Origin of the sequence: Neorhizobium huautlense, from assembly GCF_030811685.1 — a bacterium.
Classification (GTDB): Bacteria; Pseudomonadota; Alphaproteobacteria; order Rhizobiales; family Rhizobiaceae; genus Neorhizobium; species Neorhizobium huautlense_A.
In genome coordinates, this window is record NZ_JAUSRF010000013.1 from 1 (window position 1) to 24,363 (window position 24,363).

At 59.7% G+C, this 24,363-nt stretch carries 24 protein-coding genes; 5 read left to right on the forward strand and 19 right to left on the reverse strand.

The window, feature by feature from the left end; all coding sequences use genetic code 11:
* Window positions 1-142: 142 nt before the first annotated feature.
* The 5 genes from J2T09_RS18675 to J2T09_RS18695 form a co-directional block, all read right to left on the reverse strand.
* Window positions 143-2,281, reverse strand: coding sequence for a sodium-translocating pyrophosphatase (locus tag J2T09_RS18675; RefSeq protein WP_306837453.1), 2,139 nt, complete (start codon window positions 2,279-2,281; stop codon window positions 143-145).
* A 243-nt stretch (window positions 2,282-2,524) separates the two neighbouring features.
* Complete coding sequence (locus J2T09_RS18680) at window positions 2,525-3,763, reverse strand: MFS transporter (RefSeq protein WP_306837454.1); 1,239 nt, start codon at window positions 3,761-3,763, stop codon at window positions 2,525-2,527.
* Window positions 3,764-3,778: 15 nt separating this feature from the next.
* Window positions 3,779-4,258, reverse strand: a complete 480-nt coding sequence (gene nusB / locus J2T09_RS18685) for a transcription antitermination factor NusB (protein WP_373458516.1) — start codon at window positions 4,256-4,258, stop codon at window positions 3,779-3,781.
* A gap of 4 nt (window positions 4,259-4,262) precedes the next feature.
* Window positions 4,263-4,715, reverse strand: coding sequence for a 6,7-dimethyl-8-ribityllumazine synthase (ribH, locus tag J2T09_RS18690; protein WP_112728394.1), 453 nt, complete (start codon window positions 4,713-4,715; stop codon window positions 4,263-4,265).
* 190 nt (window positions 4,716-4,905) lie between these two features.
* The gene (locus J2T09_RS18695; RefSeq protein WP_306837458.1) at window positions 4,906-5,286 is read right to left on the reverse strand and encodes a lysozyme inhibitor LprI family protein; all 381 of its coding nucleotides are present in this window, start codon (window positions 5,284-5,286) and stop codon (window positions 4,906-4,908) included.
* Window positions 5,287-5,492: 206 nt separating this feature from the next.
* Between J2T09_RS18695 and J2T09_RS18700 the strand changes: the two genes are divergently transcribed.
* Complete coding sequence (locus J2T09_RS18700; protein ID WP_306837460.1) at window positions 5,493-5,831, forward strand: hypothetical protein; 339 nt, start codon at window positions 5,493-5,495, stop codon at window positions 5,829-5,831.
* Window positions 5,832-5,990: 159 nt separating this feature from the next.
* On the opposite strand, the gene nrdF is transcribed toward J2T09_RS18700, so the two are convergent.
* The 5 genes from nrdF to J2T09_RS18725 form a co-directional block, all read right to left on the reverse strand.
* Complete coding sequence (gene nrdF / locus J2T09_RS18705; protein WP_306837464.1) at window positions 5,991-6,980, reverse strand: class 1b ribonucleoside-diphosphate reductase subunit beta; 990 nt, start codon at window positions 6,978-6,980, stop codon at window positions 5,991-5,993.
* A gap of 71 nt (window positions 6,981-7,051) precedes the next feature.
* On the reverse strand, window positions 7,052-9,178 hold the full coding sequence (gene nrdE, locus J2T09_RS18710; protein ID WP_306837466.1) for a class 1b ribonucleoside-diphosphate reductase subunit alpha: 2,127 nt from the start codon (window positions 9,176-9,178) through the stop codon (window positions 7,052-7,054).
* On the reverse strand, window positions 9,175-9,588 hold the full coding sequence (gene nrdI, locus J2T09_RS18715; protein ID WP_306837469.1) for a class Ib ribonucleoside-diphosphate reductase assembly flavoprotein NrdI: 414 nt from the start codon (window positions 9,586-9,588) through the stop codon (window positions 9,175-9,177). The genes nrdE and nrdI overlap by 4 nt, the downstream gene beginning before the upstream one ends.
* 12 nt (window positions 9,589-9,600) lie before the next feature.
* On the reverse strand, window positions 9,601-9,822 hold the full coding sequence (gene nrdH / locus J2T09_RS18720) for a glutaredoxin-like protein NrdH (RefSeq protein WP_306837471.1): 222 nt from the start codon (window positions 9,820-9,822) through the stop codon (window positions 9,601-9,603).
* 575 nt (window positions 9,823-10,397) lie between these two features.
* Window positions 10,398-10,979: a thymidine kinase gene (locus J2T09_RS18725; protein ID WP_306837474.1), complete on the reverse strand. Its 582-nt coding sequence runs from the start codon at window positions 10,977-10,979 to the stop codon at window positions 10,398-10,400.
* Between the two features lie 324 nt (window positions 10,980-11,303).
* On the opposite strand from J2T09_RS18725, the gene J2T09_RS18730 reads away from it, so the two are divergent.
* Window positions 11,304-12,596 (forward strand): MFS transporter, encoded by a 1,293-nt coding sequence (locus J2T09_RS18730; RefSeq protein WP_306837475.1) that lies wholly within the window; start codon window positions 11,304-11,306, stop codon window positions 12,594-12,596.
* Between the two features lie 18 nt (window positions 12,597-12,614).
* Here J2T09_RS18730 and J2T09_RS18735 read toward each other — a convergent pair whose 3' ends face one another.
* Window positions 12,615-13,532 (reverse strand): DMT family transporter, encoded by a 918-nt coding sequence (locus J2T09_RS18735; RefSeq protein WP_306837477.1) that lies wholly within the window; start codon window positions 13,530-13,532, stop codon window positions 12,615-12,617.
* Window positions 13,533-13,831: 299 nt separating this feature from the next.
* On the opposite strand from J2T09_RS18735, the gene J2T09_RS18740 reads away from it, so the two are divergent.
* Together J2T09_RS18740 and J2T09_RS18745 are read left to right on the forward strand one after the other, a co-directional pair.
* The gene (locus tag J2T09_RS18740; protein ID WP_373458518.1) at window positions 13,832-14,197 is read left to right on the forward strand and encodes a hypothetical protein; all 366 of its coding nucleotides are present in this window, start codon (window positions 13,832-13,834) and stop codon (window positions 14,195-14,197) included.
* A 119-nt stretch (window positions 14,198-14,316) separates the two neighbouring features.
* Window positions 14,317-14,727: a hypothetical protein gene (locus J2T09_RS18745; protein ID WP_306837479.1), complete on the forward strand. Its 411-nt coding sequence runs from the start codon at window positions 14,317-14,319 to the stop codon at window positions 14,725-14,727.
* Between the two features lie 91 nt (window positions 14,728-14,818).
* On the opposite strand, the gene J2T09_RS18750 is transcribed toward J2T09_RS18745, so the two are convergent.
* The 8 genes from J2T09_RS18750 to J2T09_RS18785 all read right to left on the reverse strand — a co-directional run bounded on the left by J2T09_RS18750 (window position 14,819) and on the right by J2T09_RS18785 (window position 23,066).
* A complete protein-coding gene (locus J2T09_RS18750; protein ID WP_306837481.1) occupies window positions 14,819-16,792 on the reverse strand; it encodes a methyl-accepting chemotaxis protein in 1,974 nt (657 codons plus the stop codon).
* Between the two features lie 330 nt (window positions 16,793-17,122).
* Window positions 17,123-17,263 (reverse strand): hypothetical protein, encoded by a 141-nt coding sequence (locus J2T09_RS18755; RefSeq protein WP_306837483.1) that lies wholly within the window; start codon window positions 17,261-17,263, stop codon window positions 17,123-17,125.
* A 74-nt stretch (window positions 17,264-17,337) separates the two neighbouring features.
* A complete protein-coding gene (locus J2T09_RS18760) occupies window positions 17,338-17,961 on the reverse strand; it encodes a riboflavin synthase (protein WP_306837484.1) in 624 nt (207 codons plus the stop codon).
* Window positions 17,961-19,103, reverse strand: a complete 1,143-nt coding sequence (gene ribD, locus J2T09_RS18765) for a bifunctional diaminohydroxyphosphoribosylaminopyrimidine deaminase/5-amino-6-(5-phosphoribosylamino)uracil reductase RibD (RefSeq protein WP_306837486.1) — start codon at window positions 19,101-19,103, stop codon at window positions 17,961-17,963. The genes J2T09_RS18760 and ribD overlap by 1 nt, the downstream gene beginning before the upstream one ends.
* Before the next feature lie 2 nt (window positions 19,104-19,105).
* Window positions 19,106-19,585 carry a transcriptional regulator NrdR gene (nrdR, locus tag J2T09_RS18770; RefSeq protein ID WP_306837488.1) on the reverse strand — a complete coding sequence of 160 codons (480 nt, stop codon included), beginning with the start codon at window positions 19,583-19,585 and terminating at the stop codon, window positions 19,106-19,108.
* A gap of 19 nt (window positions 19,586-19,604) precedes the next feature.
* Window positions 19,605-20,894: a serine hydroxymethyltransferase gene (gene glyA / locus J2T09_RS18775; protein ID WP_373458519.1), complete on the reverse strand. Its 1,290-nt coding sequence runs from the start codon at window positions 20,892-20,894 to the stop codon at window positions 19,605-19,607.
* A gap of 200 nt (window positions 20,895-21,094) precedes the next feature.
* Window positions 21,095-22,420, reverse strand: a complete 1,326-nt coding sequence (locus J2T09_RS18780; protein WP_306837492.1) for a L,D-transpeptidase family protein — start codon at window positions 22,418-22,420, stop codon at window positions 21,095-21,097.
* Between the two features lie 238 nt (window positions 22,421-22,658).
* Window positions 22,659-23,066, reverse strand: a complete 408-nt coding sequence (locus J2T09_RS18785; protein ID WP_306837494.1) for a hypothetical protein — start codon at window positions 23,064-23,066, stop codon at window positions 22,659-22,661.
* A gap of 311 nt (window positions 23,067-23,377) precedes the next feature.
* Here J2T09_RS18785 and J2T09_RS18790 point away from each other — a divergent pair, with 311 nt between their 5' ends.
* The gene (locus tag J2T09_RS18790) at window positions 23,378-24,346 is read left to right on the forward strand and encodes a Bug family tripartite tricarboxylate transporter substrate binding protein (protein ID WP_306837496.1); all 969 of its coding nucleotides are present in this window, start codon (window positions 23,378-23,380) and stop codon (window positions 24,344-24,346) included.
* Window positions 24,347-24,363: the final 17 nt, after the last annotated feature.

Sequence of the window (24,363 nt, forward strand, 5' to 3'; positions counted from 1 at the left end):
ATTGCCTCATTCGAACGCGGCCGGCAAACCCGGTGGTTCGCATAAAACAAAACCCCGCCAAAAAATGACGGGGTTTGTCAGCAGTCTGAGCCCGCGAAACCTCTGGTCTCGCGGGCTTTTTTTCATGTCTGGGCGTTATCGCTCAATGCGCCAGCACGGCAAGCAGAAGCAGTGCAACGATATTGGTGATCTTGATTGCCGGATTGACGGCCGGGCCTGCCGTATCCTTGTAAGGATCACCGACCGTATCGCCGGTGACGGAGGCCTTGTGGGCATCCGACCCCTTCAGGTGACGCTGGCCGTCCTTGTCGACAAAACCATCCTCAAAGCTCTTCTTGGCATTATCCCACGCGCCACCGCCCGAGGTCATCGAGATTGCCACGAACAGACCGTTGACGATGACGCCCAGCAGTGAAGCGCCGAGAGCGGCGAATGCCGAGGCCTTGGATCCGGAAATCAGCAACACGCCGAAATAGACGATGATGGGTGCCAGAACCGGAAGCAGCGACGGCAGGATCATTTCCTTGATCGCAGCGCGTGTCAGCATGTCGACGGCGCGGCCGTAATCAGGACGCTCCGTGCCCTGCATGATGCCGGGCTTTTCGCGGAACTGGCGACGCACCTCCTCGACGATCGAACTTGCAGCCTTGCCCACCGCCGTCATTGCGATGCCGCCGAAGAGGTAGGGAATGAGACCGCCGAAGATCAGGCCGGCGACGACATAAGGATTGGACAGGCTGAAGGAAATGGCGCCGACGCCTTCGAAATAGGGATACTGGGCGGCATTGGCGGCAAAATATTCAAGGTCGTTGGAATAGGCGGCAAAGAGCACGAGTGCGCCCAGACCCGCCGAACCGATGGCATAACCCTTGGTAACGGCCTTGGTGGTGTTACCGACCGCATCGAGCGCGTCGGTGGCCTTGCGCACTTCCGGCGGCAGGCCCGACATTTCGGCGATACCGCCGGCATTGTCGGTGACCGGGCCAAAAGCATCGAGCGCAACGATCATGCCGGCCAGACCGAGCATGGTGGTGACGGCAATGCCGGTGCCGAACAGGCCGCCAAACTGGTAGGTGGCGATGATACCGCCGCAGATGACGATGGCCGGCAGAGCGGTCGATTCGAGTGAGACGGCCAGACCCTGGATGACATTGGTGCCGTGACCGGTGACCGAGGCCTGCGAGATCGAATTGACCGGGCGCTTGTTGGTGCCGGTGTAATATTCGGTAATGACGACGATCAGCGCCGTGACGATGAGGCCGACGATGCCGCAGATGAACAGGTTAGCCCCGGTGATCTCCTTGCCGGCGACGGTGCCGATGGAACCCCAGCCGATGGTGAAGGCAGTGGCGGCGGCAAGGCCTGCAATCGACAGGACGCCGGTTGCGATCAGGCCCTTGTAGAGCGCTCCCATGATCGAGCCATTGGCGCCGAGCCGCACGAAGAACGTGCCGACGATGGAGGTGAGAATGCAGACCGCGCAGATGGCGAGCGGATACAGCATGGCGGCGGCAAGCGTTGGCGTGCCGGTAAAGAAGATGGCGGCCAGAACCATGGTGGCGACCACGGTGACGGCGTAGGTCTCGAACAGGTCGGCGGCCATGCCGGCGCAATCGCCGACATTGTCGCCGACGTTATCGGCAATGGTTGCCGGGTTGCGCGGATCGTCTTCCGGGATACCGGCTTCAACCTTGCCGACAAGATCACCGCCGACATCCGCCCCCTTGGTAAAGATACCGCCGCCCAGACGAGCGAAGATCGAGATAAGAGATGCGCCGAAACCGAGCGAGACGAGCGCATCGATGACGGTGCGCGAACCGGGGTCATGACCGAGGGCACCCGTGAGAATGGCGAAATAGATGGCAACGCCGAGAAGCGCCAGGCCCGCCACCAACATGCCGGTGATGGCACCGGACTTGAAGGCGATGTCGAGACCGGCGGCAAGGCTTTGTGAGGATGCCTGCGCGGTGCGGACGTTGGCGCGCACCGAGACATGCATACCGATAAAGCCGGCAAGACCGGACAGGACCGCGCCGATGACGAAGCCGAATGCGGCCAGACCGGACAGAAGCAGCCAGACAAGAACGGTTACGACCGCACCGACAATGCCGATGGTGATATACTGACGGGTGAGATAGGCTTGTGCGCCTTCGCGAATATAGCCTGCGATTTCCTGCATGCGGGCATTGCCCTGATCCGCGGCGAGAACCGATCGTGTCGCCCAGACGGCGTAGACGATCGACAGAAGTCCGCAGATGATTACCCCTGTAAGCACTGTCATTCGTTTTTCCTCTCCAAAAAACGCAACGCCAAAAATGCATTAGGTATGGGCCTGAAAAGGCCGGGCGCCAAAACCCTCCCCTCCCAAGGACGGCTGTGCAGCGCGACCGCGAGATTGCTGCGCGGGCGCGAGTGCGTCAAGCCCCGCCTCACAACCGTCCGAGAACGGACGCATGATGCTAGTTTCGCTATGGGACGGTGTCGTTGACGATCATCAGGATTTTGCGCGCTGCGACAGTGAGGCTCAAGCGGCCGACTGGCGGCTCTGCAGGCGCAGGAGATTAAGCACGAGCAGAAGGCAGACAATCGCCACCGGCCAGATGACGAGGTTCATCACCGACCAACCATAGGCGGTAAACACCTTGCCGGAGGAGAAAGACGACGCCGCGACGCAGGCGAACAGGATGATATCGTGGAAACCCTGCACCTTGTCGGCTTCCGCCGGGCGGTAACTGGAGGCGACAATGGCGGTTGCGCCGATGAAACCAAAATTCCAGCCGATGCCGAGCAGCACCAATGCCCCCCAGAAATTCCAGAGTTCAATGCCCATATGGGCGATGACCGCGCAGGCCATGAGGATGAAAAGCCCTGACATCACCAGCTTTTCAGCACCGAAGCGGGTGATCAGCATGCCGGTGAAAAAGCTCGGCGCGAACATGGCGAGCACGTGCCACTGAATGCCGAGCGTCGCCATTTCAGTCGGGAAACCACAGCCGATGACCATGGCAAGCGGCGCGCCGATCATCACGAAACTCATCAGAGAATAGGTGCCGATACCGCAGATCATGCCGGTCATGAACCGCGGCGTGGCGACAATCTGCCGCAGGGGACGGGCCTCTTCCGCGTGTTCGGCCGCAGCTTTCGGCGCCGGAAGTTTCAGGAAAAACAGGATACCGATCGCAAGAATCGCCAACGGCACGATGGCGAGGAAAGTGCCGGCAAAGGTGAAGGGCTCGAAAACATCCTTGGCCCAGATGGCAAGCTGCGGACCGATGACGGCGGAGATGACCCCCGCCCCGAGAATCCACGAAATCGCCTTGGCCTTGAAGAATGATGGAGAAGCATCGGCGGCGGCAAACCTGATTTTTTGCGTGAAGCCGCTGCAGGTGCCGATGAGGGTGAGTGCTGCGGCAAACAGCCAGAAATCGCCGCGGAACAGAGCGATGGTGGCCAGCGCACCACCCATTGCACCAATGACTGCACCGAGCATGAAGGCTTGCGGACGTCCGAGCATTCGGGCGAGGAACGCGATGAGCACCGCGCCCAAAAGCGTGCCGGCATTAAAACCGGTGACCGGCAGCGTGGCGAGCGACTTGTCGAGGCTCAGGAGCTGGTAGCCGGCAAGCGAGCCGATCGAAATGGTAAGCGGCGCGACGGACCCCAGAATGGCCTGCGCGACGGAGAGAATGAGGACATTGCGTCTGGCGGTTTTCAGCTGCCCTTCAAGGCCATGTGAAGGCGCGGTTGCCCCAGACGCATCCATTGTCTTCTTCCCTGCTTATTTCCTGGTGTCGCCCCGGATCTGCTTGGCGAGACGGTCGAGAACCGCGTTGACGATCTTGGGTTCTTCACCCTCGAAAAAGGCGCGGGCGATCTCGACATATTCCGTTACGATGACGGCGACGGGGACGTCCTTGCGTTCGATCAATTCGAACGTGCCGGCACGCAGTGTCGCACGCAACGTGGAATCCAGACGCGACAGCGGCCAGTCTTCCTGCAGCGCGGAACGCAGCATCGGGTCGATCTTTTCCTGATCGCGGACCACGCCCGACACGATCGAGCGGAACCATGAAGGATCGGCCTTCAGGTAGGTGTCGCCGTCGAGCTCCTGGCCGAGACGATGCGCCTCATATTCGGCAACGACTTCAAGCACGCCGGTGCCGCCGATATCCATCTGGTAAAGCGCCTGAACGGCGGCGAGACGGGCAGCACCACGCTGGTTTGCCGGTTTGACCGGATGTTCGTTTTCACGTGTCATGATGTCAGCCCGCCAGCTTTTCGCGAAGGGCGATCATGGTGAGCGCGGCGCGCGCGGCAAAACCGCCCTTGTCCTTTTCCGAACGGCGCACGCGAGCCCAAGCCTGCTCGTCGTTTTCGACGGTCATGATGCCGTTGCCGATGGCAAGCGATTCCGACACGGCCATATCCATCAGCGCACGCGAGGATTCATTGGCAACGATATCGAAGTGATAGGTCTCGCCGCGGATGACCATGCCGAGCGCGACAAAACCATCATAATGGGTGCCGCCATTGTCGGCACCATCGAGCGCCATGGCAATCGCCGGCGGAATTTCGAGCGCACCGGGAACGGTGATGACATCATAGGTGGCGCCGGCGGCGGTGATGGCGGTGGTTGCGCCATCGAGCAGCGCATCGGCCATATCGTCGTAAAAACGCGCCTCGACGATCAGAAGATGAGGGTTTTCCGTAGGCATTTGCGATGTCCTGATAATGAAGGCGACGCATAAGCGCCGCGAATTGGCCGGGTCAAACCATGTCGGGCCGGGAATGGCAAGCCTTTTTAGCCATGGCTGCCCCGTGCTCTCTGCATGCTTGCGCTTTGCCAAGGCGTTGGCAAGGGGATTTCAGCCTCATGCCTGTTCGGTTTTCAAACGCGCATCCGGCTCAGTATTCACCATCGCGAAACTGCTCCAGTTGCTTGATCCGCGCCTCGATCGTCTGCGCGCGGCAGGCCGGAAAATGGATGACTTGCCCTTCCCGGCCGAAATCGCCATTGGCGAAAAAGTCGCATGACTTTTCCTTGTAGGCGTTCCACAGCCTTTGTTCGGCCAGCATGTCCTTCTTGCTGGCGTCTTCGAGGTTCGAATAGACCTCCTTCCATACCGCGTTCAGCTTCGCATCGGCGCGCGCCACCCATTCACCGCCGCATTTTCCAAAACCCGGATTGGTGCCATCGGCCTCGGCCATGCATTTGTCGTAAAGGTCATCGCCCGCGGCATAGGATGCCGGAGCAAGGAACAGGAGGGCGAGCAGAAGCTTCTTCACGTGCATTTTTCCGAAATTGATGAAGGACGGTCCCTCGGTAAATGGATGCCGAAAGCCGTGATGAAAGGGGCGCTCAGCGAAATTATACGACGGATTTTTACCCTATCGCACAGTGGCAACCGGATTATCGTTGCAGTGCCATCGATCAGGCGACTATGACCGCAACATTTCAAGATTGCGGACATTCATTTCGAAAGGAAAACAGCATGATCGTGTGGAGTGGCCTGGGCTTTCTGGTGCCGGCTATCGCTTTTGGCATATGGGTGATCATGAACCTGATGGTTGACGGCATTTACGGCGATGGCGCCGATGCGGAGCGTGTCGTGGCATCGGCCATCGCCCTGCTGCTGGCTGCGCCGGCCATCTGGTTCAGCGGCAAGGCGCTCGAAAGCCCTGGCCGCCTGGTCATCGACAAGGAGACTGGCGAGGAAATGATCCTCAACGGCCCGCGCCATACGTTGTTTTTCATTCCCATGAAATACTGGGCTTTCCCGGCCATCGCCGGCGGCCTCTTCGCCATCGGTGTCGCGCTGTTCGGTTCCTGATTGCGCTTGGCGTTGAGCGGCAGCGAATTCCGGTCAGTGAGTTGCGGGAATTCTGCCGCGATGACCACCGCTAAAACAAATGCGAGGGCGCACCGGATGCGGTGCGCCCTCGTCTCGTTTTCGCAGCCGTTCAAGGCTGGCTGAAATCGGTTTTCTTCCTCAGAAATCCCAGTCGTCGTCTTCCGTCGCGACCGCCTTGCCGATGACATAGGACGAGCCGGAGCCGGAGAAGAAGTCGTGGTTTTCATCGGCATTGGGCGACAGTGCCGAAAGGATGGCCGGGTTGACCTTGCAGGCCTCGGCCGGGAACAGCGCCTCGTAACCGAGGTTCATCAGCGCCTTGTTGGCGTTGTAATGCAGGAACTTCTTGACGTCTTCCGTCAGGCCCACGCCATCGTAAAGCGCTTCGGTGTACTTGGTTTCGTTGTCGTAAAGTTCCAGCAGAAGTTCGAAGGCAAAATCCTTGATCTCCTGACGCTTTTCCTCCGGCAGAAGCTCGACGGCGCGCTGGAACTTGTAGCCGATGTAATAACCGTGCACCGCTTCGTCGCGAATGATGAGACGAATGAGGTCGGCGGTGTTGGTGAGACGCGCACGGCTCGACCAGTACATCGGCAGATAGAAGCCCGAATAGAACAGGAAGCTTTCGAGGAAGACCGAAGCCACCTTCTTCTTCAGCGGATCGCCGCTTTCATACTGTTCCATGATCAGCGCCGACTTGCGCTGCAGGAACTCGTTTTCCTCCGACCAACGATAGGCATCGTCGACGTCGGGCGTCGAGCAGAGTGTCGAGAAGATCGAGGAATAGGAGCGCGCGTGCACGGCTTCCATGAAGGAAACGTTGGAAAGCACGGCCTCTTCATGCGGCGTGGCGGCATCTTCCATCAGGCGCACCGAACCGACGCCGTTCTGGATCGTGTCGAGAAGCGTCAGGCCCGTGAAAACGCGGATGGTGAGCTGCTGCTCATTGGCTTTAAGCGCCGCCCAGGACGGGATGTCGTTGGAAAGCGGCACCTTTTCCGGCAGCCAGAAATTGCTCGTCAGACGGTTCCAGACCTCGAGATCCTTGTCGTCCTCGATGCGGTTCCAGTTGATGGCGCGGATGGCGGCGGCGGGTTTCGCGGCCTTGGTCTTGGCTAGGGCGTTCATGGTCATTCCCGAATGTCAGCAAGGCCGACACCCGCAAGCGCCATAGACGTTGCGGGTGGCTGGCAGCGAAATCAAAGCGCGCAGGATACGCAGCCCTGCACTTCCGTGCCGGTCAGCGCCATCTGGCGAAGGCGGATGTAGTAGATGGTCTTGATGCCCTTCTTCCAGGCGTAGATCTGCGCCTTGTTGATATCGCGGGTCGTCGCGGTATCGCGGAAGAACAGCGTCAGCGACAGGCCCTGGTCGACGTGCTGGGTGGCCGCCGCATAGGTGTCGATGATCTTCTCAGGTCCAATCTCGTAGGCATCCTGATAATAATCGAGGTTGTCATTGGTCATGAAGGCAGCCGGGTAATAGACGCGGCCGATCTTGCCTTCCTTGCGGATCTCGATCTTGGACACGATCGGGTGGATCGAGGAGGTCGAGTGGTTGATGTAGGAGATCGAGCCGGTCGGCGGCACAGCCTGCAGGTTCTGGTTATAGAGCCCGCCTTCCATGACGGCAGCCTTCAGCTTCGCCCAGTCTTCCTGGGTCGGGATGTGGATGCCGGCCTTGTCGAACAGTTCGGCTACGCGCTCGGTCGCGGGCTTCCACTCCTGCTCGGTATACTTGTCGAAATATTCACCGGTGGCGTATTTCGAGTTTTCAAACCCCTTGAAGCTCTTGCCGTTTTCGACGGCGAGCAGGTTGGAGGCGCGCACCGCGTGATAGGTCACGGTGTAGAAATAGATATTGGTGAAATCGACGCCTTCTTCCGAACCATAGAAGATTCGTTCGCGGGCGAGATAGCCGTGCAGGTTCATCTGGCCAAGGCCGATGGCGTGGCTGTCGTGGTTGCCCTGTGCGATCGACGGAACCGAGGTAATGTTGCTCATCTCGGAAACGGCGGTCAGAGCGCGGATCGAGGTTTCGATCGTCTGGCCGAAATCAGCACTGTCCATCGCGGCGGCAATGTTGAGCGAGCCGAGATTGCAGGAAATGTCCTTGCCCATCTTGGAATAGGACAGATCGTCGTTGAACTCGCTCGCTTCGCTGACCTGCAGGATTTCCGAGCAAAGGTTGCTCATGGTGATGCGGCCGGCGATCGGGTTGGCGCGGTTCACCGTGTCCTCGAACATGATGTAGGGGTAACCGCTTTCGAACTGGATCTCGGCGATAACCTGGAAGAAGTCGCGTGCCTTGATCTTCTTCTTCTTGATGCGGCCGTCCTCGACCATTTCCTGATACTTTTCCGTCACCGAGATTTCGGTGAACGGTACGCCGTAAACGCGCTCCACGTCATGCGGCGAGAACAGGTACATGTCCTCGTTGTTGCGGGCGAGTTCGAACGTGATGTCCGGAATGACCACGCCGAGCGACAGGGTCTTGATGCGGATCTTTTCGTCGGCGTTTTCGCGCTTGGTATCGAGGAAGCGCATGATGTCCGGGTGGTGAGCGTTGAGGTAGACGGCCCCTGCCCCCTGACGCGCACCGAGCTGGTTGGCGTAGGAGAATGAGTCTTCCAGAAGCTTCATCACCGGGATGACGCCGGAGGACTGGTTTTCGATCTGCTTGATCGGCGCGCCCATTTCACGAAGGTTGGTGAGCGACAAGGCCACACCGCCGCCGCGCTTGGACAGCTGCAGCGCCGAATTGATCGAGCGACCAATCGATTCCATGTTGTCTTCGATACGCAGAAGGAAGCACGAGACGAGCTCGCCGCGCTGCTTCTTGCCGGCATTGAGGAAGGTCGGGGTTGCCGGCTGGAAACGGCCGGAAATGATCTCGTCGACAAGTTCGCGGGCATGCTGCTCGTTGCCGCGGGCAAGCGCCAGCGCCACCATGCAGACACGGTCTTCGTAACGCTCGAGATAGCGTTTTCCGTCAAAGGTCTTCAGCGTGTAGCTGGTGTAATATTTGAACGCGCCGAGGAAGGTCGGGAAGCGGAACTTCTTGTCATAGGCGTGGTCGAACAGGTCACGGACAAAATTGAACGAATACTGGTCCAGAACCTCGCGCTCGTAATAGCCCTCGACGACGAGGTAATCGAGCTTTTCGCGCAGGTTATGGAAGAAGACCGTGTTCTGGTTGACGTGCTGCAGAAAATACTGCTTGGCCGCCTGCCGGTCCTTGTCGAGCTGGATATGGCCCTGCTCGTCATAAAGGTTCAGCATGGCGTTGAGCGCGTGATAATCGAGCCCGGTTTCAGCCGTCTTCATTGGCTTCTCGAAGTTTGTCGCGTCCAAAATCGTTCCAATCCGTGTCTGACGTTGTCGACATCTTCCTGAGTGCCCAGAAGCTCGAACTTGTAGAGATAAGGCACCTGGCACTTGGCGGAAATGATGTCACCGGCGATGCAATAGCCTGCGCCGAAATTGGTGTTGCCCGCGGCAATCACACCGCGAATGTTGGATCTGTTGTCCGCATCGTTCAAAAAGCGGATCACCTGTTTTGGAACGGCGCCCTTGTTCTCACCGCCGCCATAGGTCGGCACGATCAGGACATAGGGGTCGCGCGCGGCGAGCGTCTCTTCGCTTCGGATCGGAATACGCCGGGCCGTGAGGCCCAGCTTTTCCACGAAGCGATGGGTATTTTCCGACTTGGAGGAAAAATAGACGATCTCGCCCATCGCCCTTCAACCTTAAGAGAGCGAGCTGATCATGTCAGGGCGGAAACCGGCCCAGTGCTGCTCACCGGCGATGACAACCGGCACCTGACGATAACCGAGGCCCTGAACGAGCTCATAGGCATCCGCATCGGCGGAAACGTCGATGATCTTGTAGTCGATGCCCTGACGGTCGAGCGCGCGGGTAGTCGCGGTGCACTGAACGCAGGCAGGCTTGCTGTAAACGGTGATGTTCATAATGGATCCTCGTGTCAGATAGGCATGGACAGGCATTCGGACATCCGCCTGATGTCCGTTGGGTAACTTACTAGGAGAGAAAACGGTCGCTACCGGGCGCTTACACGCCCATCATTCGCGTTGGCATCGATCGAAACTCAAGAACACAAAACTTCACTCCGAAGCATTTCATGCGAGAGCATTCCAGGCACAGCGCAAGCGATATCATTCCGCCTTTACGCGACCTTTCGGACCCCCGCCCGTGGACTTTCGTTACAAGACCGGCATCCTGCCCTGCTGGCCCGAGCTTCCGGCCTGTCGCCCGACGCATTACGCGCCCGAGACCGGTCGATCATTGCTCACCACTGCAGGTACAGGGACGAAACAGGCATCATACAGCCCATCATAGGCAGCACTTACCGTGTTTCCGCCTCAGCCTTCGATCATAGAATCGAAACGGCCTCGAACACTATATATAGTATAGAAGGTGAAAATTTCGTCAAGAATTATGAGCACCTTCCTGCAAAAACTCTGGGGATTTTAATCAAAAATCCGCGTTTGACGGAATTTCAAATGCTTAGCGCCACACGGCTGCCTCAATCGCAACGCAGCCGCCCTTCCCAGTGCCTGCGGCACAGCGAGACGTAGCGATCATTGCCGCCGACCTCGACCTGGGCTCCCTCGTGCACCACTTCTCCATCCGCCCCGATACGCACGACCATGGTCGCCTTGCGGCCGCAATGGCAGATGGTTCGGACTTCGCGCAATTCATCGGCGATGGCCAGCAACTCATGCGAGCCGGGGAAAAGTTTCCCCTGAAAATCTGTGCGAAGACCGTAAGCCATCACAGGTACGCCGATTCGATCGGAGACGCGAGCCAATTGCCAGACCTGCTCGGCCGACAGGAATTGCGCCTCGTCGACAAAAACGCAGGCGACAGGTTCCTCGGCGTGCATTGCCTCGATCTGCGCGAACAGATCGTCAGCGGGACCGAAGGGAATGGCATCCGATGACAGGCCAATTCGCGACGCCACCTTGCCGGCACCCGCACGATCATCCAGCGCCGCGATAAAAATCACCGTCCGCATGCCGCGTTCGCGATAATTGTAGGAAGCCTGCAAGAGCATGGTCGACTTGCCGGCGTTCATCGTCGCGTAATGGAAATAGAGCTTGGCCATGGCGGTGTTTTGATCCTGCCGGGCAAAATACGGAAGATGGGTTCCGTAAAAACCACAGAAAATTGCAGGAGACGGCGGCGGGCGACCGAAGACATGTTGCCGCCGTGACATTCATGTCGCAATCATTCGACATTATCTGTTTTGCGACGTGCGCAAGTCGCAAAAAGGAAAGCTTGTCGCGTCTGAGACTATATGTGTCGCTGCGAGCCTGCGCCCGTTTGGATCTCCGTCTCACGCATATGCCTGACGCCCTTGTCGCGGGTCAGTACGCGACTGAGCACTTCGAGCCGTCGGCAGGCCGCATTCGCATTTTTCGAGGTCTTCATGTCTCCGCAATTGCTGGCAATGGTGCTGGCACCGCTTCTCGGCCTTTTCATCATCAGTATCGGCAACGGTTTTCTGTCTTCGCTCACCACGCTGCGGCTGGATGCCGCCGGCACCTCGCCGCTGATGGTGGGGCTGATTTCGTCCGCCTATTTTTTCGGCCTCACGCTTGGCGCGCTGTTCGGCGACCGGGTGATCGTGCGCACCGGCCATATACGCGCCTATAGCAGTTTTGCCTCGCTGACCGCCGTGACTGCCATGGCACAGGCACTGACCACCGATCCGTGGATCTGGCTTTTTCTGCGCCTGATCAATGGCTGGGCGATTGTCGGCGTGTTTCTGGTGGTGGAAAGCTGGCTGCTTCTGGCCGGCGACCAGAAGATGCGCGGCCGGCTGCTGGCGCTTTACATGATCGCGCTGTACGGCGCCGGCATGCTGGGCCAGATGGGGCTTGGCATGGTAGACAGCTGGGGACCGGTCGAACCCTTCATCGTGGCCGGCATGCTGGCCTCGCTGTCGGTCTTGCCGATGGCGATGATCCCGCGCACGGCACCGCTGGTGGAAAAGGTAGAAGCACTCAGCCCACGGCGGCTGTTTGCCGATGCGCCCGCCGGTGTCGCCGGCTGTTTCGGCTCCGGCATCGCCATCGGCGCGGTCTATACGCTGCTGCCGCTTTATCTGCAGCGCATCGGGCTCGACGTGCAGAATGTCGGCTTGATGATGGCAAGCGTCATTCTCGGTGCCATGGTGCTGCAATATCCCGTCGGCCGCTGGTCCGACATGCAGGACCGGCGCGTGGTGATGATCGCGCTCGGGCTCTTGAGCGTCGTCCTGTCGGCCGCCATCATCCTGCTGCCGCCGGCTTCGTCGCTGCTGATCGTTCTTCTGTTCCTGCTGGGCGGCTGCATTTTCGCGATGTATCCGGTGGCGGTCAGCCATGCCGCCGACAATGCCTCGCATGATGCGCTTGTGCCGATGATCCAGGGCCTGCTGCTGATCAACTCGTTCGGCTCGGCCATGAGCCCGCTGGCGATCTCGTCCGTGATGACCGAGTTCGGCGAGGCCGGGCTGTTCTGGTCGTTTGGCATTCTCAACGCCGTGCTGGTCGTCTTCCTGATCTGGCGTCGCCGTCAGAAAGTGGTACCGGCGCCGGCCGTGCCGATTGCGCCGGCCCCGATCCTGTCGCCTATTCGCGCCGAATTCCGCGTGACGGAAGAAATGGTGCAAGGCGCGATCGAAAACGACGAGGCCGAGCAGAATGCGGTCGAACAGAATGCGGAAAGAGCGACCTGACGGTCGCTCTTTCGAAGGCTAGCCGTGGCTGGAATTGTTGGGGACGAGCGGCTCCTCGTCCTTCACCTTGGCTCGGTGGAAGATGAACAGGCCCGACAACACGATGATGGCGGCGCCGATGAGGGTCTGGTTATCAGGGAAATCGCCGAAGAAGGCCCAGCCGAAAGCGATTGCCCAGAGCAGAAGCGTATATTGCAGCGGCGCCAGAACCGATGCCGGCGCCAGCTTCAGCGACCGGGTGATCATCAGATGCGCCGAGCAGGACACGATACCGAGCAGAAGCATGGCCAGCAACTGCTGCAGATCGAATGTATTCCACGCGCCCACACTCAGCACAGCACCGGTGACGAGGCAGCCGATCGTCTGCCAGGTCACGAGCGTGGTATCGGATGTGGTGCGCAGGACGCGGCCGAGCACCATGGACAGCGCAAAGGACAGGCTGCCGACCAGGCCGAAGATCGACGGCCATGACAGCATGGCTTCCGATGGGCGAAGGGCCACGAGAACGCCGATGAAACCGATGGCGACCGCCATCCAGCGACGCCAGCCGATACGCTCGCCGAGCAGGAAATGCGAGATCGCCGCCACATAGATCGGGCCAGCCATATAGAAGGTCATGACATCGGCAAGCGGCAGGTAGATCACGGCGGCGTAAAACAGGCCGGTATCGGCCGTGGCCATGACGACGCGGATGAGCTGCAGAGACGGTTTTTCGACGACATAAAGCGCTTTGAGCGGGCGTTTGGCCAGCATCGGGCCGAGGACGACGAAGGCCCCGAACGAGCGGATCAAAAGCACCTGCCCGACGGAAAAACTGGCGACCAGCCATTTGCCCATGGCGTCGTTCAGGGCGAACATGAGAATGCCGATAAGCATCAGGGAAATGCCGGCCAGGATGGCGTTGCCGCCGACGGCAGATGCCGCTTTAATTTTCATGATGTGGAGGCGCTCCAGGACGCCGGTTGCGAGACGGTTGTTGCGACAGATCCGTTTCGCGGTCCGCCTGCCGTTTCGACGCCATATGATGGCGGGCTGATACTCCGGTTGCGGGGCCGCCGCAAGCGGATTTGATGGGGCTGAAGCACGCGGATGACGGGTGACGGATCAGGGATGTCTGGCCCCGGGATTTTACGGGTATCCCTATCGATCGCGCAGGAACCTGTTCGGAGGCGTTTGAGGCCCCGCACTGGGTGATCGTCAGGCCGGATCGGAAGGCATGGAGGGCGATAATCTGCATGGTGTGCCCCACAGGCATTCTTGTGCTGAGCATTCCCGATACCCAGATAGCTGAAAACATTCAGGAGCCCCGATTGTCCGATTTCTTCAGCTATCTCTTCGCCATTTTCGTCGTCACGCCCCTGCAGGCGGAACTGAGCGATCGGTTGCCCTCGCCCGAACTGATGGATGCGGCCAGAAGCTGCGTGACGACCGAAGGCCCGCGGCTCTTGGAAATGGCCGAACAGAACTGGGGCTGGGCTGCGGCCAATGCCATCGGTGTCGGTTTCGGCATGGTCGATCCGGTCACGCTGCTTTCGCCGGCCAATGCCGATTGCGCCAAGATCATCCGCGCCCTGCGTGCTGAGGAAACCGAAGAAGCCTGAGCACGTGGCAGGGTATTCTTTCCCTATTTGTCAAACTGCCAAGCATTGGCACTTGCGAAGCCGACAGGCTCTCCTAATTTCCCGATCCATTACGTAACGTTTTCGTGAAGGATTGGGGAATGAGACTGTTTTGCCTCTCGCTGGTAACAGCGGGATTGATTGCCGGTGCTGCCAATGCGGCGCCATGTGACACGAATTTCAAGGTCAGCGGCGTTCCGATGTTGAGCGCCATGAGCTATCGCACGTTCGAAGTGTTCCCGAAGGCAAAGGCACCCGCCATGCTGCAGAAGCTGGCGCAGGCGGTGTCGGCTGAGGGTTTTGACGGCGTGAAGATCGACAAGGGGTTGTCATCCATCAACGCGTTTCAGGAGACCACCGGTTCCGGCCGCATCCAGACGCTGCGTGTCGTTGCCCGCCAGCAGGGTGCCAATGTGCGCGTCGATGCGATCTTCGATATTCAGGCCGGTCAGCTGACCGACAAGAAGATCGTCCGCGAAGGCCTTTGCAACATCATCAACGGCGCGCGCTGAACCATCATAGAATGCCGACATGAAAAGAGGCCGGACGATCGCTCGTCCGGCCTCTGCGCATCATGCAAAAGTACTTGTCAAAAGTGCTTTATCAAAACTCTTCCCAGGCATCGCCCGAGGGAGCTGCGGCAGCAGCAGCAGCGCCGCCACCCGAAACCCGGCGGACCAGGTTGTTGACCATCTGGCGGGCCGGCGAGGCAACCGGACGCGCCCCATTCGTGGCGACCTGCGGTACGGCGACCGGACGGGCGCCCATATTGGTACCGGCCCCACCATTGCCGATGTTGAACTGACCGAGCAGATGCGTGAGCGCTGCGGCTTCGCTGGCCAGACCATGGCTTGCAGCATTGGATTCTTCCACCATCGCGGCATTCTGCTGGGTGCTCTGGTCCATGGCATTGATGGAGGTGTTGATCTCCTGAATGCCGTTTGCCTGTTCGCGCGAAGCCTCGATGATGGCACGCACCAGCGTGGAGATTTCCTTGACCTCATGCTGGATGGCATCCAGCGCCTCGCCGGTTTCGCCGACCAGATCGACACCGGTGCGGACATGACCGCCGGACTTCCCGATCAGCACCTTGATCTCGCGGGCGGCGGTGGCCGAACGCTGCGCCAGTTCGCGCACTTCCTGGGCAACGACCGCAAACCCCTTGCCGGCTTCGCCTGCACGTGCCGCTTCGACACCGGCGTTAAGAGCCAGCAGGTTGGTCTGGAAGGCGATGTCGTCGATGACGCCGATGATGTTGGAGATTTCACCGGAAGAATTCTCGATCTCTTCCATGGCGGAGACGGCCTTGCGGACGACATCGCCGGAACGTTCGGCCTCATTGCGGGCCTTTTCGACCAGAATACCGGCCTCTTCGGCGCGTCTGGCGCTGTCGCGTACGGTGGTGGTCATCTCGTCGAGGGCGGCTGCGGTTTCTTCCAGCGAAGCGGCCTGCTTTTCGGTGCGCTTGGCAAGGTCGTCGGCAGCCGAGCGGATTTCATCGGCGCCCGAGGAAATGGCAGCGGCATTGCCGCCGACAGTCTTCAGCGTTGCCTGCAGCTTTTCAAGCGAAGCGTTGAAATTGCCGCGCAGCTGATCGAGATGATCGACGAAAGGCTGGTTGATGCGATAGGCGACATCGCCATCAGACAGGCGCTGCAGGCCGAGCGCAAGCGCATCGACGGCAGCCTTGGTATCGGCGGCATCCTTGGCCTTGGCGGCGTCGCGGGTGCGGGCCTCCTGTTCCGACTGGCTGCGGCCGGCATCGGCTTCGCGGGAAAGACGGGTGGCCTCGAGAGCCTGATCGCGGAAAATGGCAACGGCCTTGGCCATCTGGCCGACCGCATCCTTGCGGACGAGGCCCGGAATTTCGCCAGCGGTATCACCTTCCGACAGCGACACCATGCGGGCATTCAGGCGGTTGATCGGGCCGACGATGCTGACGGTCGCGATATAGAGAGCCATGAAGACCATGGCGACGATGACGATACCAAGCACGATCGGGCCGGCCATGATGGTCACGCCGTTTTCTGCGGTCAGATTTGCAGCCCCCTGGTCGACCGCCTTCATCAATTCGTCATTGCCGGTGGCAAACAACGGCAGGGTGGCCATGACCTTGGCGCCGGCTTCGCGCATCACGGCGCGCGCCTGCATGGTCTGGCCTGCCTGCGAAAGCGCGATGACGCGCTTGCCGATCTGGTCGAATTCATCGACGGCCTTCAGCATGTCGGCGACGGCGGGAGCGCGCGACGGAACCAGTTCGGCGGTCTTTGCGACGCGTTCCTTCATGAGGACGAGATCGCCCTGATATTTCTTCACGGCGGCTGCGAATTCCGGCGAGGCAGGATCGTTGACCTGCATCAGGCCAAGCTGAAGACCCATCTGAAGCAGACCGCCGGTCGCGCGCGCATTAAGCGTGGATGCCAGGCTCTCGTGGCCGATGAAATCGGTATAACGCTTGTCGGCATCCTTGAACTGGGCGCTGACATAAACAAGACCAGTGAAGGAAATGATGCCCATCAGGGCGACAAGGAAGACGATCTTGGTGCGGATTTTTGCATTATCGAGATATTGCAACATGGCGGGTTCCGAATGGCGCACAGACGACCGCGCCCGGCCGTGCGAAAGCGCAGCCGACTTCAGGAAGATCTGTCGATGAAAATTTCTTGCATGGCAGCCGACATCGCTAACATCGCGACAAAGACACCCCTTACTGCCGAGAATATACCTAGTCTTACCGTGGTTTAAATTTGATTAAACACGATTTTATCAGCAGTAATTTTATCAATACATAGAGTCACTTAATAGTCGTTTCCGAGATATTGTCGCAACAATGCAATCAATTGTGGAAACAACGCGGCGAACGCCGCCACTTGACGGTTGCAAACGACACCGCAACCGGAAAGATACTCAGTTTTTGATGGAGAACGTGAAGTTCGACTGCGCATATTCGCGTGATTTCGCGACCCCATGCATGGATGGCAGAACGTATGTGGCGGCGACGGCCAGAAGCGCCACGCCTATGGATGTGGAAATCAGCACCAGCTTCATGCTTTGCTCCTCCGACACGAAGTCACCCGTAACGACGGGTGACAGGTTTGGTTCCGGAGAAGCGTCGAGGTTCCTTAAGGCTGTGTTTGCGGCTGCGGGAATTCGGCAAGGCGGGCGGCATAACGAGCCATGGTATCGACCTCGAAATTGACGCGATCGCCGGCCTTGCGTTCACCCCAGCTGGTAACACCGAGCGTGTGGCGGATCAGAAGGATATCGAAATCCGTACCTTCAACCGCGTTGACGGTAAGCGACGTGCCATCGAGCGCGACAGAGCCTTTGGGCGCGACGAAACGCGCCAGATGTTCGGGCGCACGCAGGCGGATGCGTACAGCCTCGCCTTCCGGCTCCACCGACAGGATTTCGGCCGTGCCATCAACATGGCCGGACACGATGTGGCCACCGAGTTCGTCGCCGATTTTCAGCGCGCGCTCAAGATTGACTTTCGTGCCTTCGACCCAGCTCGAAACGGTGGTGAGGCGCAGCGCCTCTTCCCAGGCCTCGACCTCGAACCAGCGCTCGTTGGACCCCTCGCCCGGCAGGCCGGTGACGGTGAGGCAGACGCCGGCGTGGGAAATGGAGGCGCCCATATCGATCGTCTTCGGATCATAAACGGTGTCGATGCGCAGCTTTACGCCTTCGTCCATGGGTGTGATGGCGGAAACGGTGCCGACATCGGTGACGATACCAGTGAACATCAGGCGGACCTTTCGTATTCATAACGGCGATCTGCGCCGACCGTGGCGCTGCCGAGAAAAGTGAAGCTGGCCGGGATATCGGATGGCGTCAGCGGCGATTCAAGACCACCCTCGCCGACGATCGTGTCGCTCACGTAAAGGACGATGCGATCAACGAGGTCCTGCGCGAGGAACGCGCTTGCGACCGTGGCGCCGCCTTCGACCAGCAGGGTGGAGAGGCCACGGGTGGCGAGGGTTTTGAGGAGAGCGCCAAGGTTGGAAACTTCCAGGTGGTTGATCGGGGTCAGCCGCGCTTTGGCTTCTTCGGAATGATCGTGGTGGCCGCACCGGCATGATGCGTCATGAACAGGCTCGTGACCTGTCTCGTTCGCCATGTCACGGATATTCGCCACGATCACCGGCACGATATCCGACGTCTGCGCCAGCCGCGAGGTTAGCGGAAACCGTCCGTCCCGATCCAGCACGATGCGCACCGGCGAACGATCCTCAAGCCCCGTAATACGCACCGTCAATTCGGGATCGTCGGACAGAACAGTGCCGATACCGACCAGAATGGCGTCGCTTTCGGCGCGCAGGTGATGCACCTCTTCGCGCACTTCAGCACCGGTAATGGCAATCTCTTCACCACGCCGACCAAGCATGCCATCGGCGGAAACGGCAAGTTTGAGAGTGACATAAGGCCGGCTGCTCGTCTGGCGCATGAGGTAACCGGCAAGCGCTCGCCTGCCCTCCTCTTCCATCAGTCCGGTTTCGACGGTGATGCCGGCATCGGACAGGATCTTCAGCCCCTGCCCTGCCACGCGCGGATCGGGATCGGTGACGGCAACCACGACACGGGCAATACCGGCATCGACCAGCGCATTGGCGCAGGGCGGCGTTCGGCCCCAATGGGCACAGGGTTCGAGCGTGACGTAAGCGGTGGCGCCGCGTGTCCTGTCCCCGGCGATGGCGATGGCTTGGGTTTCAGCATGTGGCCGACCACCGATGGCGGTGACGGCGGAGCCGACGATTTCGCCCCCATTGACGATGACGCAACCGACGGAGGGATTGGTATCGGTGAGGCCGGTATGCGTTCGTGACACCCGGATGGCTTCGCCCATGAAACGGCGATCATCTTCGGGCGCGCTACGCTCCGGCGTCACGATCAGGGCTCCACGACGCTGTCGCGGCCGATCTTTGCGTTGATCTCGGCGATGACCTTTTCAAAGTCTTCCGCATGGGAAAAATCGCGATAGACCGAAGCGTAACGCACGAAGGCGACGTCATCGAGGCTTTTCAGGGCCTCGAGAACCTGCAGACCGATTTCTTCCGACGAAATTTCCGCCTCGCCGGAGCTTTCCAGACGCCGGACGATGCCCGAGACGGCACGTTCGATACGATCAGGATCGACCGGGCGCTTGCGAAGCGCAATCTGGAACGACCGCACCAGCTTGTTGCGGTCGAAAGGAGCCTTGCGGCCGGTTTTCTTGACGATCATCAGCTCACGCAGCTGCACGCGTTCGAACGTGGTGAAACGTCCGCCGCAATCCGGGCAGATGCGACGCCGGCGGATGGATGTTGCATCCTCCGCCGGGCGGCTATCCTTCACCTGCGTGTCTTCGGATCCGCAATAGGGGCAGCGCATTCGCGATCAGTCCTCAAGATTACATGTAGGGGTACATGGGGAAGCGATCGGTCAGCTTAACGACCTTTTCGCGTACCGATGCTTCAACGGCGGCATTGCCTTCGTCGGAATTGGCAGCCTTCAGGCCATCCAGCAGCTCGACGATGAGATTGCCGATTTCCTTGAACTCGGCTTCCTTGAAACCGCGCGTCGTGCCAGCCGGCGTGCCGAGGCGGACACCGGAGGTGACGAACGGCTTTTCAGGATCGAACGGGATGCCGTTCTTGTTGCAGGTGATGTAACCGCGACCAAGTGCTGCCTCGGCGCGCTTGCCGGTGGCGTTTTTCTTGCGCAGGTCGACCAGCATCAGGTGGTTGTCGGTGCCGCCCGAAACGATGTCGAGACCGCCGGCAACCAGCGTTTCCGAAAGCGCCTTGGCATTCTTGACGACTTGGGCCGCGTAGTCCTTGAAATCAGGCTGCAGCGCTTCACCGAAGGCAACTGCCTTGGCGGCGATGATGTGCATGAGCGGGCCGCCCTGCAGGCCGGGGAAAACGGCCGAGTTGAACTTCTTTGCCAGATCCTCGTCGTTCGTCAGGATCACGCCACCGCGCGGACCGCGCAGCGACTTGTGGGTCGTGGTGGTGGCAACGTGGCAATGTGGGAACGGCGACGGATGCTGGCCACCGGCAACGAGACCGGCAATGTGGGCCATGTCGACCATGAGGTAGGCGCCGACTTCATCGGCAATCTCGCGGAAACGCTTCCAGTCCCAGATGCGGGAATAGGCGGTGCCGCCGGCGATGATCAGTTTCGGTTTGTGGGTGCGGGCCTTTTCGGCAACGGCATCCATGTCGAGCAGGTTGTCGCCTTCGCGCACGCCGTAGGACACGACGTTGAACCATTTACCGGACATGTTGACCGGCGAACCGTGCGTCAGGTGACCACCCGAGTTGAGGTCGAGGCCCATGAACGTGTCGCCCGGCTGCAGGAGAGCCAGAAAGACGGCCTGGTTCATCTGCGAACCCGAGTTCGGCTGCACGTTGGCGAAGTTGACGCCAAACAGTTTCTTGGCGCGCTCGATGGCGAGCTCTTCGGCGATATCGACGAACTGGCAACCGCCGTAATAGCGCTTGCCCGGATAACCTTCCGCGTACTTGTTGGTCATGATCGAGCCCTGGGCTTCGAGCACGGCGCGCGAGACGATGTTTTCCGATGCGATCAGCTCGATTTCGTGACGCTGACGACCGAGCTCCTTGCCGATCGCGCCAAAGATTTCAGGATCGGTTTCGGCCAGCGGGCGGGAAAAGAAAACGTCGGTCGTCGACATATGCAAGGCTCCTCGAAGGGGTGGGCAAGCGATGTCAGGCGTCTTAGCGGGCTGGCGACATCAGGGCAATACGGTGAACGACATTTGCAGGCCTGATGGCGCGCCACACCCCATATCTTTGTCGACGATCGCGCTAAAAATCAAAACGCCCTCCCGCAAAACGGAAGGGCGCTTGACGATTGTCAAATATCGACGGTCGATTATTGCGGCAGCATGTCGCTTTCGGTGAGCGCGCCCTGGCGCTGCTCGATACCGGTCGTGGTCTGCAGAGCCAGTTCCTGGTTGCCGTCGGCCTGATAGATATCGTCACGGAACTGCACGACGCGGTCCTTCGCCGACCATGCGGTGATGTAGACGATATAAACCGGCACTTCCTGCGCCAGCTTGATCGGCGTGTTCTGGCGGGTGGCGATGACGCGTTCCATTTCCTGACGCGACCAGCCAGGCGTTTCCTTGAGCAGCCATGCATTCAGGTCACGCACGTTCTGGACGCGGATACAACCGGAAGATTCGAAACGAATGAGCTTGTTGAACAGGCCCTGCTGAGGCGTGTCATGCATGTATTCGTTGTTCGGGTTATGGAAGTTGATCTTGGTGGACGCCATGGCGTTGATCTTGCCCGGGTCCTGACGGAACATCAGGTTCGGTGCCTTTTCAGCGTGCCAGTCAACCGTTTCCGGAGCCACTTCCTGCCCCTTGTTGTCGAACAAGCGGATCTGGTTGCGTGTCAGATAGGTCGGGTCCTTGCGCATCAGCGGGACGATATCCTTGACGATGATCGAGCGCGGCGCGGTCCAGTAAGGGTTGAGGATGACCTCGTAGACCTTGGAATTGATGGCATGGGTCGGGCGGTCGATGCGACCGACAACGGCGGTATTGCGCAGTGCCACGCGGTCGTTTTCAACGGCCTCGACGTAAGCGCCCGGAATGTTGACCATCATGTAGCGCGGGCCAAGGTCGCCCGACATCGCCTGAAGACGGATGAGGTTGGTTTCGAGCTGCGCAAGGCGTGTCTGTGCGGGAACATTCAGTGCCTTGACCGAAAATTCTCCGAGAACGCCGTCTGCCGGCAGTCCATGGCGGGACTGGAAACGCTTGACCGCGCCATCGACATAGCTGTCGAACGCTGTCGAGATGCCGGCCTGACGCGAAAGGTCGCCCGATATCATCAGGCGCTGGCGCAACTGCTGCACGGCCGGATCGTTGACGCCGAGACGCAGGGTCTGGCCGGAATTGACTTCCGGCCAGCCACCGTTCTGGACGATGCCCTGATACTCCATGATCGCCGTCTGGATATTTTGCGGGCCGGAGGGGCCGAGAACCGGATTGTTGGTGCTGACGCTGGCGCTGGAAGAGGAGCGCGCATCGAACTGGTCGTCCCAGCCACCGCGGCGCGGCGCATTGATCAGATCATCGATTGCCGATTGCGCGAGCGCCGGTGCCGCAAGCGCCGCTGCACCGGCGGAAACCGCCGTGCGAAGCATCGTGCGGCGGGAAATCAGTTCAGATCCAATCTTCTTCGACATTTTCCTGTCCATCTCATCCGTAGGCATAAGGCAACATCCCTAAACGGATATGGTTAAAAATCGTTGCGTCTTCCGCAGCAGCTGGGCGCGGAAAAACAGACGCAAGACGGCTTTGTGTAGCTTGGCGGTCACATAGCAATATGGCCGATTCGTGTCAGCAAAACTTCCGCTCACGCGGGCGTGTTGAGACGTGACCGGAAGGACACAGATTTGCTGCAGCGCAACGGAAACCGGCAGTTCAGTTCAGTTCGATCTCCGGCGGATATTGGCGAAAGCACTCTTTTGCGATGCCCTGCGCTTTTACCGGCTCACTGAGCATCATCTCGGTCAGCACATCCATGATGTGCTGGATGCGATCTTCCGATGACAGCGACTGCGGGATCTGGGCTTCCGACGAAGGCACGTCCGGAGCCTGAACCTCAGAGGCTTGCACTTGCGCAGAAACGACATCCTGCTGCGGCCGGATGTGTGCGCGTGCCAAAACCTTCTTCTCTTCCAGCAGCCGCTCTTTCAGATCATCGTCGGCATAGGCGTAAGCCATGACGGTGAACACCGCGACGCAGGTTTCGGCAGCGGCGGGATCAATCGCGCCCTCCTCTGCCCGGACGGGAACGGAGGAAAAAGCGACTGCGCAGGCAAGCGCCAATGGCGACATCGAAAGCAAACGTCGCCTGAACGACCGGGATGAAACTGACGACATGTTTTAACAGACCCGCGCAGGAGCGATTTTTATCCGATCAATCAGAGCAGATCGTTGCCGGAGTTGATAGTGCCGCGCGTGGCCGATCTCAATCTGCAAAGACGCTGCATCCACATCTGAGAGTGGTCACAACGAGATAATATGACTGACGCTTGCATTGTCAGACATTCTCGCGGAGAGTGCATATATCCGCAGTCTCGGGGAGGAGTTCGAGGGGTGGATGTTTCGCACATGACCATCAATGGGAGAGATGTTTCATGAAATTTTCGCGCGTTTTTATGCTGGCGACCGTGGCAACCGTGTTTTCCACCTTCGCAGGGGCTCAGGATTATCCATCGAAAACGGTCACGATCCTCGTGCCGTTCGCGGCCGGCGGCAATACCGATGCGTTTGCGCGCCTCGTCGGGGAGCGACTGGACCAGCGGTTGGGGCAACGCTTCCTCGTGGAAAACAAGCCGGGCGCCGGTGGCAATATCGGACTTGGGGAACTCGCCCGCGCCGAACCGGATGGCTACACGATCAGCATGGGTACGGTCAGTTCCAATGCGATCAACCAGACGCTCTACAAGGAACTGCCCTATGACAAGGCGAAAGGCTTTGCGCCGATTTCGCTGATTGCCACCCTGCCCAACGTTCTGGTGGTCAACCCGGAACGGATTTCGGCCAAAACGGTGCCGGAACTGATCGAGTTCCTGAAAACCAAACCGGGCGAAATCAGCTACGCCTCATCCGGCACCGGCACATCGATCCACCTCGCCGGCGAACTGCTGGCGACCAAGGCGGGCGTGACGATGAACCATGTGCCCTACAAGGGATCGAGCCAGGCGATCATGGATGTGGTGGCCGGCCATGTGGACATGATGTTCGACAACATCCCCACCGCCGCCCAGCAGGTGAAGGCCGGCAAGGTGCGGGCGCTGGCCGTCACCAGCCTCGAAAAGGCCGAGCTTCTGCCCGACGTGCCGACCATGGCGGAGACCATTCCCGGCTTCGAGGCGACCTCGTGGCACGGCCTGTTTGCGCCCGCCGACACGCCGCCGGAAATTGTCGAGAAGCTGAGCCGCGAAGTGCAGGCAATCATGGCCGATCCGGACATGGTGGCCAAGATCAAGGGCATGGGCGCGACCCCCGTCGGCAACACCTCGGCCGAGTTCAAGACTTTTATCGGCAACGAAACGACCAAATGGGCCGAGGTGATCAAGGCCGCCAACGTTCCGCTGCAATAAGCCGGAATCATCGACAT